Source organism: Fischerella sp. (genome assembly GCF_013388695.1).
In the GTDB taxonomy this organism is placed as follows: Bacteria; Cyanobacteriota; Cyanobacteriia; order Cyanobacteriales; family Nostocaceae; genus PCC9605.
This window is the reverse complement of sequence record NZ_JACAEU010000101.1, coordinates 1-16,455: the sequence shown is the minus strand read 5'-3', so window position 1 is coordinate 16,455 and position 16,455 is coordinate 1. Positions and strand designations below refer to the sequence as shown.

Below are 16,455 nucleotides of genomic sequence, written 5' to 3'. Positions count from 1 at the left end.
GCTTACGACTTCGTCTCTCAAGAATTAAGAGCAGCCGAAGACCCAGAGTTTGAAACTTTCTATACCAAAAACATTTTGCTGAACGAGGGTATCCGGGCTTGGATGGCTCCTCAAGATCAGCCACACGAGAAATTTGTATTCCCTGAGGAGGTATTACCTCGTGGTAACGCTCTCTAATCGACCTGGCGTAATGGGAGCAGGACGCGACCAAGATTCCACCGGGTTTGCCTGGTGGGCTGGTAACGCCCGTCTCATCAACCTCTCCGGTAAATTGCTGGGCGCGCACGTAGCCCATGCTGGCTTGATCGTCTTTTGGGCTGGAGCGATGACCTTGTTTGAGGTCGCTCACTTCGTTCCCGAAAAGCCCTTATACGAACAAGGCTTTATCCTGCTACCCCACTTAGCAACTCTCGGATGGGGAGTCGGCCCTGGCGGTGAAATTGTAGACACCTATCCCTACTTTGTCGTCGGTGTACTGCATCTAATCTCCTCTGCCGTCTTGGGTTTTGGCGGAATCTATCATGCTATCCGCGGTCCAGAAGTCTTAGAAGATTACTCTTCCTTCTTTGGCTATGACTGGAGAGACAAAAATAAGATGACCAACATCATCGGCTTCCACCTGATCATATTGGGAGTTGGTGCCTTTTTGTTGGTGCTGAAGGCGATGTTCTTCGGTGGCGTGTATGACACCTGGGCACCTGGTGGTGGTGATGTTCGCGTCATTACTAACCCGACATTGAATCCAGCAGTCATCTTTGGTTATCTACTCAAATCTCCCTTCGGTGGCGACGGCTGGATCGTCGGTGTAGATAACATGGAAGACATCATCGGCGGTCACATCTGGGTTGGCTTAATCTGTATTGTTGGCGGTATTTTCCACATTCTCACCAAGCCTTTTGCTTGGGCACGTCGCGCTTTCATCTGGTCTGGTGAGGCTTACCTCTCCTACAGCTTGGGCGCGCTGTCTCTGATGGGCTTCATTGCTTCTTGCTTTGTTTGGTTCAACAACACCGCTTACCCCAGCGAATTTTACGGCCCAACCAACGCCGAAGCTTCCCAAGCTCAGTCTTTCATCTTCCTGGTTCGTGACCAAAAACTCGGTGCTAACGTTGCATCTGCTCAAGGCCCTACCGGCTTAGGTAAATACCTAATGCGCTCACCTTCAGGTGAAATCATCTTCGGTGGTGAGACTATGCGTTTCTGGGATTTCCGCGGTCCTTGGTTAGAGCCTCTGCGCGGCCCCAATGGTCTGGATCTCGACAAAATTAAGAACGACGTTCAACCTTGGCAAATTCGTCGTGCATCTGAGTACATGACCCACGCTCCCAACGGTTCTATCAACTCCGTGGGTGGTGTGATCACCGAGCCTAACTCCTTCAACTATGTCAACCCCCGCGCTTGGTTGTCAACTTCTCACTTCGTTTTAGCATTCTTCTTCCTAGTTGGTCACTTGTGGCACGCAGGACGCGCTCGTGCTGCTGCTGCTGGCTTTGAAAAAGGTATTGACCGTGAAACTGAGCCAGTGTTGTTCATGAATGACCTCGACTAGGTTACAAGGTTTCTTTCATCACTGATAATCGGATAGATAACAAGCTCCTGTGTAAAAGCAGGAGCTTTTTCATATCAATATTTGTCATTAGTCATTAGCTTTTGACAAATGACTAATGACTAATGACAAACTACGATCTAGTATTAGCAGCGATCGTTACTTCTTTTTGTTTTCCTGGTTCTCCCAGTTGCTTGGCTTTCTCTTGATTGACACTTACCAGCACACCGCCAGCATTGTCGGTTCTTACTGTTAGTTGCTCTTGAGCTTTCCAAATACGATGAGTTCCTTCTGGGAGTTCGCCCTCATACTCGACTTTGCCATCAACTACTACCTGAATCCAAGATTTCTCCGTCAAGGTTAAACCAATTTGCACCTGTTGACTGTTTTTTATGCTGCTAACAGTGTCACTGACGGTTTGAAACTTTTGGGATTGAATAGCAGTCTCTTCATTTAGTTTTGGCTGGTTTTGATGATTGTTTGCTGATTGCAAAGCGCTAGCATTCAAGAATTGAGACAAGCCACCAACAGAACACAAAATTATAAATATATAGAGTAAATACAGATGAATTGGACGTAATTCACCGAATCGGGTGTGCTTCCAACTAGGTTTGAGGATGACTCGATTGTTGCCAATGGGAAAGCTACTCGCAAATTCAGCGCCATTAAAGCCCAAAGCGTCGGCAAATTGCCGGATCAAACCCTGAATGTAGACTGGTTCTGGCAGTTCTTCTAAATTACCTCCTTCAATTGCCTGCAATAGTCGTCGGGGGATTCTGGTCAATACGACCATTTCCTCTAATGACAGACCTTTTTCTTGACGCGAGGAGCTAAGTTGTGCACCCATTGTTGCTAACTTTTCGGCTCGCTGTTGTTCTAATGAATATGTTGACTCGCGCTTGTTTTTCCTTTTTAGCCAATTCATATCTTATTCACACTCCTCAAATCCAGCGAAATCGTTAATGGGAATCTGCTTTAAGTTTTTGTAAAAAGCGAATTTCACTCTCTTCTAGATGACGATATTCACCCTCATGCAAGCACCTTCCTCCAGGCGCTTGTAGCTGTATAGAACCTATGGCGGTACGATGCAGTTTTAGTACCGGGTATCCCAACTGTTGGGCTACACGGCGAATCTGGCGATTTCTTCCCTCCTTTAAAATGATTTCTAAACAAGTGGTAGAAGCAAACTTGTCGATGATTTTTACTTGTGCTGGGCGTGTTTTTTTTCCATCCAAAAGCACTCCTTGACGCCACATGCGTAGCACAGATTCCGGTGGATGTCCTTCTACCAAAACACGATATGTCTTCGGGATACTGTGGCGTGGATGGGTAAGCCAGTATGTTAGTTCCCCATCGTTGGTGAGTATTAATGCCCCTGTAGAATCTACATCCAAACGACCAACAGGATGAATACCTTGGCCAGAACGCAATTGGGCTGGTAGTAAATCCAGAACTGTTTTTCTTCCTTGGGGATCGTGGCAAGTGGAGACTATACCTACCCCTTTGTGTAGTAAAAGATATACTAAGTCTGGACGTTCTACAGCTGACACTCGCTTATCATCTACTGTAATTGTGTCTCTTTGGGGATCAGCTTTTTGACCTAAATATGCCAACTCGCCATTGACTCGCACACGCGATCGCCTAATCATTTCTTCGGCTTGGCGACGGGAAGCTACACCCCATTGAGATAAAACTTTTTGTAATCTTTCCTCCATGTGGAAATTACTGCTTATTCAGTAAATATTGCAACATATTAATAGGTGCGTAAAATTGTATCTTTGCGGTTTGTAGTCAATAGCCGCAAATGATACAGTTAAGACTTGTTTAAATGCTTGTAGATTTGTAAGTAATATTCATAAATAAATAGAGTCGGTAGATGGCACAAAATTATTTAGAGACCCAGAATTCTAACAATAAAATTCGCATAATTACAAATGTGCTGACGAAAGCACTCAAGTTATGGTTGAGATCGCAAGTCAGCCAAATATCTCAGTTGGAAGTAGAAATCAAAGCCAGCGATCGCCAGCTTTTGTCTGGTTGCATCCCTTTGGTATCGATTTTCGCTAGTCATGCTGTTTATCAAGGTCTCCATCTTACGCAAATTCAACTTGTAGCAAAAAATATCCGCATTAATATTGGTTCAGTACTCAAGGGTAAACCACTGCGACTGTTAGAAACAGTACCAGTAGTTGGCGAACTAATTGTGGAGGAAGAGGATCTCAATGCCTCTATTTCATCTACTCTACTATCAACAGCTCTAAATGATGTACTGGATAAACTTTTACCAGAACAGTGCGCAAAATCCAAGTCAATTATTTGGCAAAAAATAATTCTTGACAACAGTAAGGTAAAACTTTACGCCTCATCATCCGCCCAAAGTAGTTCTACTCTCTTAGAAATTTGCGCGGACTTAAACTTACTGAACAGTCATGAGTTAAAATTAGCACAAATAGAAGTGAAAAATAATATGGGAATGGTGATAGAAAGTAATCATGCACACTGTTTAAATTTGGGAACAGATGTTGATATCCAACAGTTCAACCTGATCCCAGGGAAGTTAGTATGTAACGGGCGGATTAATGTTAACCCATAAGATAAAGTTTGTTTTTCCTAGTACAGCCAACTTTGATATTGTGGATCGGCGTCCTTCGTATCTTCGTAAAGCCAAACCATGCGATCGCAAAACCAAAGCTTGCCCAAATAGACCAATGCCGTACCAAATAGGGTTGGCCAGATTGCCAGAACCGCGACACCCCAAATTACAAATACCATACCAATGATAGCGATAATAATGAGAGGTAGGGTGGTGTAACGCGTCCAGACGCTCCAAGGATTAGCGTGATGTGCCCAAACCTCATCGTCCATAGCAAAAGAGCGTTCGGTGATTTTGAAAATATCCATCGTCTGTATACCTCAGTCTTGGTTGCTTACCACACCACTCTTTTTGGTGTCAAATATTAAAATTCAAATATATCCACACTCCCTTAAATGTTATGACTATAACCACCGCCAAACGCTTTACTATAACTGAATACGACCGTTTAGCAGAACTCGGATTCTTCAGTGAAGATGACCGAGTTGAGCTAATTAAAGGAGAAATTATCTACATGGTAGCCAAAGGAAAAGCACATTCAACTTTGAATAGACGGTTGATAAGAGAATTATCAATACTGCTTAGTACTCGTGCTACTTTACAAAGTCAAGATCCTGTGATTATATCCACAGATAGCGAACCTGAACCCGATGTAGCAATTCTCCAAAATCGCGCTGATGATTATCTCAGCACTCATCCCTGTCCATCTGATATTTTACTTTTAATTGAGATAGCTGATTTCTCTTTGAAATATGACCAAGAGGTTAAATTACCACTTTATGCAGAAGCAGGTATTGCTGATTACTGGATATTTAATTTAGTAGCAAATTATCTAGAATATTACAGCGAACCTTATCAAGATTTGCAAGGTAAATTTGGTTATCGCAAAAAGGTAATTTTTCTGCCCAATGAATCAGTTAATTTACCTTGTTTTCCTGATTTAGTTCTGGATTTATCTAAGGTTTTTCCCCAAAAGATGCAGTAGGATTGATGAAGTGAAAAGGAACGCGATCGCCAGCCTCACCCTCCCTTCACAACTAAACTTTCCATTGCCTGCTGCAAGTCTTTCGTCAAGTCAGCAACGGCTTGCCTAGCACCATGACGACTCGCTTTATAAACTGGGTAGCGTTCTGAAACCGATATCGGTTCACCTACAATTATTTTCGCTCGTTGCTTACCCAATAGTGGACGCTGAAATGGGTTGCCACCTTTAATCCGAGTTACCACATCCGATATCAACAAAGTTGTTTCGGCAAACCTTTCGGCAGTAGGTTTTTCGCGCACGTAACTACCTGTGACAGCAACTAAACTTTCTACTAACCGCATGTGCCACATTCGTAAATTCGCTTCTTCGGCAATGCGATCGCCTAACGCTCTTTCTAAAAGTGATAGTGCTTTAATATCTTTAAAATCTTCTCTAAAAATATAATTCCAGCCAGCCTGTTCTACTCGACGACAGCGGTCATTAAAATTTCCTTTAGGTTGCAAGTAAAAATACTGCTCTGCTACTTGTAAAACTACATCCAAAAGTACCTGTAAACGAGCACCTATTATCTCATTCACATCTTCGGTTTGTAGAGACGCGAAATTTCGCGTCTCTACAACTGGCAGTTTTTGATGATAAAACCGCGTATAAAACTGTTCCATTAAGGATAGCAAGCGTTCTGCCAAACGCAATAGGCGAGGATACAAGGACTCTTGTAGAGACGCGCCATGGCGCGTCTCTACAACTGGTAAACCACTATCGGCTTCTAATTCACTTAACAAATTAGCGATCGCACTCCAAGGAGATTCAACGTAACTATATTGAATTCCGATTGGTAAAATTAAAACCTGTTCATCTCGTCCAGCTTTGTGCAAGTCTTCAGCGCACCAAAAGCCAAATTGGGCGATCCCAGGTTCGAGTGGGTTAACAATCTCCGAAAGTCCGTTAGTGACACCTTCTGGTGCTGCGGCCATCGGGAAGCGTCCATTGGCAAACAAATCACGCGCCGATCGCAAACCCGTCCAGTCTGCCTTACCCCTTTGGATTGGTGTAGCACCCAAATTAGAAGCGATCCAGCCAACGTAAGCACCAGCCCACAAAGGAATGCCGCGATCGTAGATAAAATGGGCATGAATTGGACGCTGTAGCGATACTCCCTGCTGCCGTGCTACTCTTGGCACGAGTTGAGAAAACAAGTAGCCCAAGCAAAGCGGATCTGTAGCTTGAGGATGGCGAAATGCGATCAAAAAACGAATTTTTCCCTCTTGAAACTGACGATAGAGATCTACCAAAATATCTACGTTGTCTGCTTCAATTTGGCTAATCGCTGCTTTCCAATGTAACCAGCTGGGTAGCCCTAGCTGAATGACTTGTAAAACCAAGGGGTTAAACTTTGGTGAGATAAACTCCAGGGGTGGTTGTGCTTGATTCAGTAAATCAGGCAAGGTAATTTTCTCCAGAAGTGGCGAGTGAATATTTAGACTTTAACTAAGTTAGAGATTAGCAACACTGAAAAAGGGACGAACGATGCGACTGTCACAAATGTTATTTGTCACACTTCGGGACGATCCGGCCGATGCCGAAATTCCCAGCCATAAATTATTACTCCGTGCAGGTTATATTCGTCGCATCGGTAGCGGTATATACGCTTATCTCCCGCTGATGTGGCGGGTATTGCAAAAAGTCTCCCAGATTGTCCGGGAAGAAATGAACGCCACTGGTGCCCAAGAATGTCTCTTACCTCAATTACAGCCAGCGGATTTATGGCGCGAATCTGGCAGATGGGATACTTATACAAAAGCTGAGGGTATAATGTTTGCCCTCATCGATCGCCGCGAACAAGAATTAGCATTGGGCCCGACTCACGAGGAAGTCATCACCACGATCGCTCGTGATATGATTCGCTCCTACCGTCAACTGCCGTTGCACCTCTACCAAATTCAAACCAAGTTCCGCGATGAAATTCGTCCCCGCTTTGGTTTGATGCGCGGACGAGAATTCATTATGAAGGATGGCTACTCTTTCAATGCGGATGAAGAAAGCCTGAAAAAAACTTATCAGGATATGTACCAAGCCTACAGCAATATGCTGCGGCGCTCTGGTTTGGCTTTTCGTGCTGTCGAAGCTGATTCTGGTGCAATCGGCGGCTCTGGTTCGACAGAATTTATGGTACTGGCGGAAGCTGGTGAAGATGAAGTTCTCTACACCGAAGATGGACAATACGCCGCCAATGTGGAAAAAGCTGTATCTTTACCCGCTGATGCCGAACCTTCCTCGTTTACAACCTATGAAAAACGAGAGACTCCGGGAACCGAGACAATTGAAAAACTATGTGATTTCTTGAAATGTTCCCCCACCCAAGTTGTGAAAAACGTCCTCTACGAGGCAGTTTATGATAACGGCATAACAGTACTGGTACTGGTAAGTATTCGAGGCGATCAGGAAGTTAACGAAGTCAAGTTGCAAAATGAATTGACAAAACTAGCTTCACAATATGGTGCGAAGACGATTCTCAAGTTAGCAGTGCCAGATGCAGATGCACAGAAAAAATGGACAGCTAAATCTTTACCTTTGGGTTACATTGCGCCTGATATTGCAGATGATTACATTCAACGCCAGCAGGAAGAAAACCAATTCCATCCGAAGTTTTTGCGCTTGGTAGATAAAACCGCAGTTGATTTAAAAAACTTTGTGACGGGTGCGAATGAATCTGGCTATCACGTAGTTGGTGCCAATTGGGAGGAGCAATTTAGCTTACCAGAGTTAACAGTGGATATACGCAAAGCGAGACCAGGCGATCGCGCCATTCACAACCCAGAACAAACTTTAAAAAGTGCTCGTGGAATTGAAGTAGGTCATATCTTCCAGTTAGGTACGAAGTATTCCCAAGCGATGGGGGCAACTTACACCAACGAACAAGGTGAAGAAAAACCTTTAATCATGGGTTGTTATGGTGTGGGGGTTTCGCGACTGGCACAAGCAGCGGTAGAGCAATCCTACGATCAAGATGGGATTATTTGGCCTGTGGCGATCGCACCCTATCACGCTATTGTGACAATTCCTAACATTAACGACGCTCAACAAGTGGAAATCGCTGAAAAACTTTATACAGAACTCAACCAAGCCGGAATTGAAACCCTACTTGATGACCGCAACGAACGGGCAGGAGTAAAATTCAAAGATGCAGATTTGATCGGCATACCCTACAGAATTGTCACCGGACGAGCGATCGCTAATGGCAAAGTCGAAGTAGTTGAACGGCAAAGCCATAATTCTCAAGAAATTCCGATTACTGAAGTTGTATCTACTCTTAAAGGGTGGATCTCTCAAGCAACAGGGAATGGGAAATAGGGGATTGGGCATTGGGCATAGGTGAAAATAATGAATGCGATTGGGCTGAAAATTTCATAATTCATAATTCATGATTCATAATTTTTATGCCCCTTGCCCCTTGCCCTTTACCCCTTGCCTCCTGCCTTCTTCCTTCTAATTTCTACTTAAAATGGAATTTCTAACAATCCTCATATCTGGCTTGCTGGGTTTAGTCGTCCCTGTCGGACTAGTAATCGATCGGACTGCTGAAAATGCCATCCGCTCACAGTTTGCTGGAGTAGAACAACTACAAGTGCGAGTTGACAATGTTCCTAGCCATCAATTGCTGCAAGGTAAGGTAGAAAAAGTACAAATAGCAGGACGTTCTTTGCAATTAAAACAACAAGATCTCCGCATTGCAGTTTTAGAATTGGAAACCGATGAAATTGAATTTGACCCAAGTAGTATTAGGCAAAAATTACCTAAATTAAAACAACCGTTACAGGCTGGAGTGCGTTTAGTTTTAACCGAGCAAGATATCAACAAACTTTTACAGTCACCGGAATTTATCAATCGTTTGGGAAAGTTTAATCAAGGGGGTTCTTCCAAATCTCAATCTTCTATTCCTGCTAATTTAGTCAACCCTAAAGTAGAATTTTTAGCCAATAATCGTTTTTTTTTCCAAGTAGAATTACACAATCAAGAACAGGAAAAACCTCTGTTAGTCCAAGTTAATGCTGGATTGGGTATAGTTGGTGGTAGACAAGTTCAACTAATTGACCCAGTAGTGTCAATAGATGGAGTAGAGTTTCCACCTGATTTTATCAATTTTGTACTTAGTGATATAAATCAGCAATTGGATCTACGTAATTTGGAAGGTGACGGATTACAGATGCGAATTCTAAAATTGGAGATGAAACCAGGGAAATTAGAAATTGCGGCATTTTTAAGACTAGAGCCATCTTCTAAATTTTTAGAAACTCGTCGTTCTTAGGTAGCGTCGTTAGACAGACCTGTTTTCGCACAAATATTATTATTATTTCAGGCTTAAGGAAGGTTTATTGATATGAGTCAGCAACAAGGATCTAAACGGGTTTCTTCGGGTGTAATTGCAGCTATCTCAGCAGCAGTTTTGGTGATAGGAGGTGGGGTGGGTTGGTTAACTTGGAATTCCACCCAGAACTCAGTGCAACCAAACCGTGTTCAGCCTAGTAACCCACAAGTAGGGAATGAACAAACGGCTGAAATCTATTGGCTGCAAGATACTGGCACAAGTTTTAAGCTGGTTCCCCAATCAGTTCAAGTTCAAGCACAACGTAATCAGCCCAACCAATTTTTAGCAGCAGCATTCCAACGCTTGTTAGAAGGGCCAACAGAAGGAAGTGGTTCCAGCACAATTCCACAAGGAACAAAATTACTAGGTATAGAAGCTCAAGATAATAGTGTGCGTGTTAATTTATCTGGAGAATTTACCAGTGGCGGAGGAAGCGCTTCAATGCAAGGACGTCTAGGCCAGGTTGTCTATACTGCCACGAGTTTAAATCCCAATGCCCAGGTGTATATTAATGTAGATGGGAAACCCTTAGAAGTTTTGGGTGGCGAAGGTTTGGAATTGGAACAGCCACTCACACGTAAAAGCTTTAATGAAAATTTTCAACCTTAGTCATTAGCCATTAGTCATTAGTTGAAGAACAAATGACAAAGGACTAATGACTGTGATTCACGATTTACCATTCAACACACGAAAATTGCGGGCTTGTTGTTCTAATCTACTGGCAAGGCGATCGCAAACTCGGTTACATAATTCAAAAATCATGTCATCTTCCACCCGGTAGTAGGCGCAAGTCCCTTCGCTGCGGCGACTGAGAATTCCCGCTTGCCACATTACTTTTAAGTGCTTGGACACATTTGCTTGAGACGTCTGGGTTGCCTCTACCAATTCTTGCACGCATTTTTCTTCATCCCGCAATAAATGCAACAACCGCAGGCGCATCGGTTCACTCAACAGGCTGAAGTATTCAGCTACTTGTTGCACAACTTCTGGCGGTACAGGCAACGTTTGTTTCATCAGGATTGTCCCGGAAGAACTGAACTGAGAAATTTTAAAAATTTAGACATTAGTTATATAGATTAATACTTAATCTGGATTAATTCGCATCAAAGGTTGACCATATTCTACAGGTTCGCCATTTTGAACGAGAATTTCCATCACCTGCCCTGATACTTCGGCTTCGATTTCATTCATCAGCTTCATGGCTTCAATGATACACACTGTTTGACCACTACGGATGCGATCGCCCACTTCCACAAAAGACGGTTCACTCGGGGCTGGGGCGCGATAAAAGGTTCCCACCATTGGGGAGGTTACTTCTATAAATTTTTTGTGCTCAAGCGGTGAGGAAGTCACGCTTGAGTGTACCCCTGCGGCGATCGGGACTTCTACAGGGCGATCGACAGTGACTTCATGTCTGGGAGTAGATACTACTGGCGGCGCTATTGGTGGAAATGATGTCAATCCTGAACCAACGGCCGCACCGGATGTTTCTCCGGTTGTTGGTAATATTCCTGGAGTGGTGCTAACAGCTTTACGTACTGTGATTTCAAAATCGTCGCTTTTAAGCGTTACTTCTGTAATGTCTGTTTGTGCAATTGTTGTCAACAACTGGCGAATTTCATTAAAATCCAACGGCACAGCTTTGATTACCTCATAATTGAGAACGGATATTAGATACACCTATTGGTAAAGTTTCGGCAAAGTTCCGGTAAATTTAAATATTTAAGTGGGGCAGGGATGGAAATCCCCGGTTGGAATGGAAATCAAGATTTCCATCTTTGCTGAGTTAAAACTTACTCCCTGCCAAGATATGTATCATTACGGGTGTCAATGCGGATACGTTCCCCTTGGGTAATAAACAGAGGAACCATGACAACTGCGCCAGTTTCTAGCGTTGCAGGTTTACTACCACCCGTAGCAGTGTCACCTTTGACACCAGGATCTGTTTGCACCACTTCTAAGACAACAGAGTTGGGCAGTTCCACTTCTAGCACTTGGTCGCCCCAGCGAACGACGTTGGCTTCCATACCTTCTTTAAGGTATTTGACGCGATCGCCAATTTGAGCTGCACTTAATCTGCCTTCTTCGTAGGTTTCCATATCCATAAAGACGTATTCCTCACCGTCTTTATAGGTATGTTGCATGGTGCTTTTTTCTAGAGTAGCTTGCGGTACAGTTTCCCCCGCCCGGAATGTTCTTTCTACTGTGTTGCCAGTCTGGACATTTTTCAATTTTGTCCGCACAAACGCTGAGCCTTTTCCCGGCTTCACATGGAGGAATTCCACTACGCGCCACACAGATCCATCTAAAACAATTGAGACACCAGGTCGAAAGTCGTTACTGGAGATCATGAAGCTTTCAAAATTTGGAAGACAATCGGCATTTATTGTACCCCTCAAAAGGAGAAATTAGTCATTTGTCAAGAAAGAAGGCAGGAGGCATGGGGGCAAGGGGAAAGGGGAAAGGGGGATCGGGCAAAGAGCAAAGGGCATAAAAATTATGAATTATGAATTATGAATTATGAAATTTTCAGCATTCACCATTCATAATTCTCACCAATTCCCGATCCCCAATCCCCTATTCCCTATTCCCCACATTCGAGACTTACTATCTTTGATTGCAACTCGGTATCAGTTGGCAGAAAGCAAAGGGAGTAGGAATTTTCTCTTAATTTATTAAGAACAAACTTCATTAGCTTTTTGGTTGATAATAAGGACTATAAGAAAGACAAAGCCTAATAATGACTGCTCGTACGCATCAAATGACGCAATAAATAGCAGCTTAACTGTATCTTTAACTGCTGCGACTGAAAAACACAGCAGCCATGATAATTAAACCTAAAAGTGCCAATGGTACCCAAAGATTAGGAAGATCTTCAAAACTCATAAATAATAAAAAACATTTGTATATTGTGACTGCAAGTATTTTTCTCTGCTTTTTGCAACTATACCATCGATAGCAACTATAGTATTGACAATTTGGCTAATATATGTAAACAAAAAGTTCCAGTCAAATTTGGGAATAGCGTTTTTCCTAGCTTAAGATGGCTAATTATTGCTAGGGCAGTTCAGGGAATAAGCGATCGCACTTTTCAATATTTTTGTCTTCTATACTTTCAATCGCAGTCTTAATAACCGGATGACGGCTTTGGGAATATCACCCGAAGTGCAAAAACTGCTAGATAACCAACGTATCAAGCTAGCAGGTGCAGAAGTTCCTGCGGGTGTTGGTGTTGAAGTGAGTACAAAGTTAAAAAGTGCGATCGCCTTGGCATTTGTTGATAGCTTTCGCTTGATCGTGTTTATTGCTGTGGGGTTGGCATTGGCAAGCGCGATCGTTGCTTTTTTGATGATTGGGAAAAGTAAACAACAAATTCGTAGGGTGGGTTAGCGTAGCCTAATACCCCCTACGAAACCTGGTGTCTTTGTGCCTTGTGAAAAAATAATCAAGAAACTTCTTACTCAAAACAAGAAACTTCTCACTCAAAACAAGAAACTTCTAGCTTTACACTCCAACATCCAAGCTTAAAGCTGATTTTTTGGACAATCGAACATGTTACAAGGTGTCAGGTCAAAGAGATAATGCTTGTAATACAGCAGTGCTGAGAAGATGTCTGAAAAGTTCCTGGTAACAAATCAGGCGGTTGGAGATCCCCCTAAATCCCCCTTAAAAAGGGAGACTTTCAATTAAAATTGTTCCCCCTTTTTAAGGGGGGCTAGGGGGGATCAAAGCAAATATCTGATACTTCTCAGACTTCCTCTAAATGGGAGAAGCCACTATGACATCACAAGAAGCAGTGATATGGCTACAAGAACGCACGGCTTTAGGAATTCTCTCACCTGAACCCTTTAGTGCGATCGCCCAAGTTCTCGAAGAAAAAGTTTTGCCAGCAAACCACACTCTCGCTAGTGAAGGTACTCCTCCAGAAGCGCTTTATATTCTCCTGGAAGGTAAGCTCGAAAGTGAGTGCAGCAATAAAAATAACCCAAGTTTAGCTGTTGGTTTTCTCCCAGGAGCAGTCATTCACTTACAAGAAATACTGTTAGCGGAATTAGCTCAGCGTACAATTACGACTGTCACGGAATGTCGGTTGTGGATTGTACCTACCGCAAAATTTCGAGAAGTAATTGACAAATATCCCGAAATTGCTCAGGTTGTGTCCCGGATGCTGGCTCAAGAATTGGCACAGCTAACATCTGCTTTCAACTACGAGCAAGAACGCTCTTTGGCATTACGGCCGTATTTAGTTACCAAGGCAGCACGGGGAATTGTAGGGACAAGTCGCTACGCGGCGCGTCTGCGCGAACAAATTCGGGAAGCTGCTAGCGATCGCAAGTCAGTATTGATTTTTGGCGAACCAGGGTTAGGAAAAGACAATATTGCTGCTCTGATTCATTTTGGTTCCAAACAGCGACGCGAACCGATTATCAAAATTAACTGCGGTATTCTCCAAACGAGTGGTGCAGAATTGTTTGGGCGTGCTGGCGGCAAACCCGGACTTTTGGAATGGTTGGGGGAAGGTACTCTCGTTCTCAACAATATCCAAGAAATCCCACCAGAGTTGTTGCCGCAAGTAAAAAAATTACTACAAGACAATACGTATATTCCTGTCACTCGTTCTGGAGAAACACCCGCTGAACCCCGCACCAGTCGCGCTCGCATTATGATAGTTGCGGAAAAAGCTCAGCCGCAAATTGAACGCTGTGTTGGTCGGATCATCAAAGTACCACCGCTACGGGTGCGGAAAGCTGACATTCAAGCCCAGGTCGAATATTACATCAGTCTCTACACTCGCTCTAGAGGTATTGCCAAACCGCGAATAACTCCAGAAGCTTTACGCCGCTTGCAGTCCTATGATTTCCCCGGCAATTTGAAAGAGTTGCAAAATTTGGTGGAACGGGCAATTGTGCAAGCGGGAGAGGCGAAGGAGTTAACAGAAGAAATTTTCTGGTCGGCGGAAACTAAGAAAAAGCGATTTCGGGTGAATCTTTTGAACGCCTATCCTCGTTTGCGGAAGTTTCTTCGCAGTCCGTGGTGGCCCGATCGCATTAATTATGGTTTTACTGTTGCTGGTTTTGCTTTGATTGTGGCGGTGTTATTTATCGGGCCGCAAACACGCGATCGCAATTTTGCTTTAAATATGTTTTGGGCTTGGTGGTGGCCTGTATTTCTTTTCCTGTTCCCCTTTCTCGGTCGGATCTGGTGTGCTGTTTGTCCTTTTATGATTTACGGGGAAATCACGCAAAAGTTATCAACATGGTTGTTTCCCAGAAAACTAAAGCGCTGGCCCCGAGAAGAAGCGGAAAAATGGGGCGGATGGTTTTTGTTTGGGTTATTTACCCTAATTTTCCTGTGGGAAGAACTTTGGCATTTAGAAAATACAGCTTATCTTTCTGCTTGTTTGTTGTTGCTAATTACCGCTGGGGCAATGATTTTTTCTGCCATTTTTGAGCGGCGGTTTTGGTGTCGGTATCTGTGTCCCATTGGTGGAATGAATGGTTTATTTGCCAAACTCTCAATGACGGAACTCCGGGCGCAACAGGGTATTTGTTCTGCGACTTGCACCACCTATCAGTGCTACAAAGGCGGGCCGCAAAAAGGCGAAGGGATGGAAACTAACGGATGTCCGTTGTATTCTCACCCCGCACAGTTGGAAGACAACAGAGACTGCGTACTCTGTATGACTTGTTTGAAAGCCTGTCCTCATCGTTCTGTCGAGTTTAATTTACGTCCTCCTGGTGTAGAACTATGGACAACTCACGTACCCCACAGTTATGAAATTGCCCTGTTATTTTTACTGTTGGGTGGAGTATATTTGCATCGCTTGGCGGAGTTGCAAACTTGGCTGGGATTGCAAATAGATTTAACCCAGTTTGTACCTCATTTGGGATTATCACTGCTAGCTTTGCTGGTTCCAGTGGCTGTTACGTTCATTGCATACGGGTTAATACAAATTTTTTGCCGATTCGATGGCTATATCAGAAAGTTACGAACCACAAAGGACGCAAAGGACACAAAGAATTCCTCTGCGTCCTCTGCGGTTAAAATCCCAAATCGCATCAAGCCGCGACCTTTTGTAGAGCTTGCCTATGGGTACTTACCTTTGGTACTGGGAAGTAACTTAGCTCATTATCTGCGCTTGGGTTTGGGAGAAGGAGGACGGATTTTACCAGTATTTTTTGCTACCTTTGGTTTGAATGGCGAACAATTACCTGTATTGGTGGCTCATCCAGCTGTGATTGCTTTTTTACAGGGAACAACGTTAATTTTTTCAGTTTTGTTATCGATAGTACTAACGCAAAAAATTGCTCGGCAACCACTAAGGATACTGCTGTGGCAACACCTTGCAGCTATAGGATTAGGAGCAAGTATGTGGCAGATTATTGTGTCTGGCTAATAACTATTTGACAACCTCGGTGGTACACCTATTCAAAAAGCGCGGGCAGAAGGAAAAGTCAGTACTGTCGCCACTTGGCTTTACACCCATTTACCTTTAGTAATCAGTATTGCTGGTGCTGGAGTTGGTGTAGAAGAAGTATTATTGAGCGAGCAAACAGTAGCATTATCAGATGCTGGGCGATGGCTGCTCTGTGGTTCTATAGCTTTATGCTACCTAGCTTTAGGTATTCTCCATCGGCTTGGCGTTATCCGCTATTGCAAAATTCGTTCTAAGTATCGGGTTGGGACGACAGTAGCTGTAATTGCGATCGCTATATTCGGCAAAGATTTGTTACCTGTTGCAGTCATTGGTTTTGTCGCCGTTACCTGCGTTATACAGGTTGTACAAGATTTATATCAGAGTCGTCCCACTACTCGCTTGGTCGATCCAGAAATTTAAGTACCTTTTTTGACATACTCACTGCCCTTGAAGGGCAGTGATTCTTGACGGCTCACAGCAACTAGCTAGCGAAGTAGTCTTATGGTCGCTCCCCGTCCGTTTAAGGTCGTGCCGATGCCCCATGCCG

At 43.7% G+C, this 16,455-nt stretch carries 15 protein-coding genes and 2 pseudogenes; 10 read left to right on the top strand and 7 right to left on the bottom strand.

All coding sequences use genetic code 11. The annotated features are described in order from the left end of the window. Positions 1 to 177, top strand: a pseudogene (locus HXY43_RS13890) (photosystem II D2 protein (photosystem q(a) protein)); the annotation flags it as partial. Continuing rightward, on the top strand, positions 161 to 1,549 hold the full coding sequence (gene psbC / locus HXY43_RS13885) for a photosystem II reaction center protein CP43 (RefSeq protein ID WP_290883764.1): 1,389 nt from the start codon (positions 161 to 163) through the stop codon (positions 1,547 to 1,549). The pseudogene HXY43_RS13890 and the gene psbC, both read left to right, overlap by 17 nt. Before the next feature lie 130 nt (positions 1,550 to 1,679). Here the strand turns inward: psbC and HXY43_RS13880 are convergent, their stop codons facing one another. Both HXY43_RS13880 and HXY43_RS13875 read right to left on the bottom strand, forming a co-directional pair. Next, positions 1,680 to 2,471 carry a RodZ domain-containing protein gene (locus tag HXY43_RS13880; RefSeq protein WP_290883761.1) on the bottom strand — a complete coding sequence of 264 codons (792 nt, stop codon included), beginning with the start codon at positions 2,469 to 2,471 and terminating at the stop codon, positions 1,680 to 1,682. A gap of 34 nt (positions 2,472 to 2,505) precedes the next feature. Further along, positions 2,506 to 3,261 (bottom strand): pseudouridine synthase, encoded by a 756-nt coding sequence (locus HXY43_RS13875; RefSeq protein ID WP_290883759.1) that lies wholly within the window; start codon positions 3,259 to 3,261, stop codon positions 2,506 to 2,508. Positions 3,262 to 3,422: 161 nt separating this feature from the next. Between HXY43_RS13875 and HXY43_RS13870 the strand changes: the two genes are divergently transcribed. Continuing rightward, entirely contained in the window at positions 3,423 to 4,139 is a 717-nt protein-coding gene (locus HXY43_RS13870; RefSeq protein ID WP_290883757.1) for a DUF2993 domain-containing protein, read from the top strand. Between the two features lie 17 nt (positions 4,140 to 4,156). Here HXY43_RS13870 and HXY43_RS13865 read toward each other — a convergent pair whose 3' ends face one another. Next, positions 4,157 to 4,447, bottom strand: coding sequence for a DUF6653 family protein (locus tag HXY43_RS13865; RefSeq protein WP_290883755.1), 291 nt, complete (start codon positions 4,445 to 4,447; stop codon positions 4,157 to 4,159). 92 nt (positions 4,448 to 4,539) lie between these two features. Between HXY43_RS13865 and HXY43_RS13860 the strand changes: the two genes are divergently transcribed. Beyond that, positions 4,540 to 5,124 carry a Uma2 family endonuclease gene (locus tag HXY43_RS13860; protein ID WP_290883753.1) on the top strand — a complete coding sequence of 195 codons (585 nt, stop codon included), beginning with the start codon at positions 4,540 to 4,542 and terminating at the stop codon, positions 5,122 to 5,124. 35 nt (positions 5,125 to 5,159) lie between these two features. Here the strand turns inward: HXY43_RS13860 and HXY43_RS13855 are convergent, their stop codons facing one another. After that, positions 5,160 to 6,569, bottom strand: coding sequence for a 1-acyl-sn-glycerol-3-phosphate acyltransferase (locus HXY43_RS13855; RefSeq protein WP_290883751.1), 1,410 nt, complete (start codon positions 6,567 to 6,569; stop codon positions 5,160 to 5,162). Positions 6,570 to 6,651: 82 nt separating this feature from the next. Here HXY43_RS13855 and HXY43_RS13850 point away from each other — a divergent pair, with 82 nt between their 5' ends. From HXY43_RS13850 to HXY43_RS13840, 3 genes are all read left to right on the top strand, one after another. After that, a complete protein-coding gene (locus tag HXY43_RS13850) occupies positions 6,652 to 8,475 on the top strand; it encodes a proline--tRNA ligase (RefSeq protein ID WP_290883749.1) in 1,824 nt (607 codons plus the stop codon). A gap of 151 nt (positions 8,476 to 8,626) precedes the next feature. After that, positions 8,627 to 9,430, top strand: a complete 804-nt coding sequence (locus HXY43_RS13845; protein ID WP_290883747.1) for a DUF2993 domain-containing protein — start codon at positions 8,627 to 8,629, stop codon at positions 9,428 to 9,430. Positions 9,431 to 9,502: 72 nt separating this feature from the next. Further along, positions 9,503 to 10,099 (top strand): GerMN domain-containing protein, encoded by a 597-nt coding sequence (locus HXY43_RS13840; protein WP_290883745.1) that lies wholly within the window; start codon positions 9,503 to 9,505, stop codon positions 10,097 to 10,099. 57 nt (positions 10,100 to 10,156) lie between these two features. Here HXY43_RS13840 and HXY43_RS13835 read toward each other — a convergent pair whose 3' ends face one another. The 3 genes from HXY43_RS13835 to efp form a co-directional block, all read right to left on the bottom strand. Then, the gene (locus HXY43_RS13835; protein ID WP_026732125.1) at positions 10,157 to 10,504 is read right to left on the bottom strand and encodes a metalloregulator ArsR/SmtB family transcription factor; all 348 of its coding nucleotides are present in this window, start codon (positions 10,502 to 10,504) and stop codon (positions 10,157 to 10,159) included. A 69-nt stretch (positions 10,505 to 10,573) separates the two neighbouring features. After that, positions 10,574 to 11,128, bottom strand: a complete 555-nt coding sequence (gene accB, locus HXY43_RS13830) for an acetyl-CoA carboxylase biotin carboxyl carrier protein (protein ID WP_290883743.1) — start codon at positions 11,126 to 11,128, stop codon at positions 10,574 to 10,576. 155 nt (positions 11,129 to 11,283) lie between these two features. Then, positions 11,284 to 11,841 carry an elongation factor P gene (efp, locus tag HXY43_RS13825; RefSeq protein ID WP_026732123.1) on the bottom strand — a complete coding sequence of 186 codons (558 nt, stop codon included), beginning with the start codon at positions 11,839 to 11,841 and terminating at the stop codon, positions 11,284 to 11,286. A gap of 787 nt (positions 11,842 to 12,628) precedes the next feature. Here efp and HXY43_RS13820 point away from each other — a divergent pair. The 3 genes and pseudogenes from HXY43_RS13820 to HXY43_RS13810 form a co-directional block, all read left to right on the top strand. Beyond that, positions 12,629 to 12,880 (top strand): hypothetical protein, encoded by a 252-nt coding sequence (locus HXY43_RS13820; RefSeq protein WP_290883740.1) that lies wholly within the window; start codon positions 12,629 to 12,631, stop codon positions 12,878 to 12,880. A 388-nt stretch (positions 12,881 to 13,268) separates the two neighbouring features. Further along, positions 13,269 to 15,887 (top strand): sigma 54-interacting transcriptional regulator, encoded by a 2,619-nt coding sequence (locus tag HXY43_RS13815; protein WP_290883738.1) that lies wholly within the window; start codon positions 13,269 to 13,271, stop codon positions 15,885 to 15,887. Positions 15,888 to 15,893: 6 nt separating this feature from the next. Then, positions 15,894 to 16,328, top strand: a pseudogene (locus tag HXY43_RS13810) (low temperature requirement protein A); the annotation flags it as partial. Between the last annotated feature and the right edge of the window lie 127 nt (positions 16,329 to 16,455).

Coding starts and splice junctions, on each gene's coding strand:
- HXY43_RS13880 (WP_290883761.1), bottom strand. CDS start 2,471: ATGAATTGGCTAAAAAGGAAAAACAAGCGCGAGTCAACATATTCATTA.
- efp (WP_026732123.1), bottom strand. CDS start 11,841: ATGATCTCCAGTAACGACTTTCGACCTGGTGTCTCAATTGTTTTAGAT.
- HXY43_RS13850 (WP_290883749.1), top strand. CDS start 6,652: ATGCGACTGTCACAAATGTTATTTGTCACACTTCGGGACGATCCGGCC.
- HXY43_RS13870 (WP_290883757.1), top strand. CDS start 3,423: ATGGCACAAAATTATTTAGAGACCCAGAATTCTAACAATAAAATTCGC.
- HXY43_RS13815 (WP_290883738.1), top strand. CDS start 13,269: ATGACATCACAAGAAGCAGTGATATGGCTACAAGAACGCACGGCTTTA.
- HXY43_RS13835 (WP_026732125.1), bottom strand. CDS start 10,504: ATGAAACAAACGTTGCCTGTACCGCCAGAAGTTGTGCAACAAGTAGCT.
- HXY43_RS13845 (WP_290883747.1), top strand. CDS start 8,627: ATGGAATTTCTAACAATCCTCATATCTGGCTTGCTGGGTTTAGTCGTC.
- HXY43_RS13875 (WP_290883759.1), bottom strand. CDS start 3,261: ATGGAGGAAAGATTACAAAAAGTTTTATCTCAATGGGGTGTAGCTTCC.
- HXY43_RS13820 (WP_290883740.1), top strand. CDS start 12,629: ATGACGGCTTTGGGAATATCACCCGAAGTGCAAAAACTGCTAGATAAC.
- HXY43_RS13865 (WP_290883755.1), bottom strand. CDS start 4,447: ATGGATATTTTCAAAATCACCGAACGCTCTTTTGCTATGGACGATGAG.
- HXY43_RS13840 (WP_290883745.1), top strand. CDS start 9,503: ATGAGTCAGCAACAAGGATCTAAACGGGTTTCTTCGGGTGTAATTGCA.
- HXY43_RS13860 (WP_290883753.1), top strand. CDS start 4,540: ATGACTATAACCACCGCCAAACGCTTTACTATAACTGAATACGACCGT.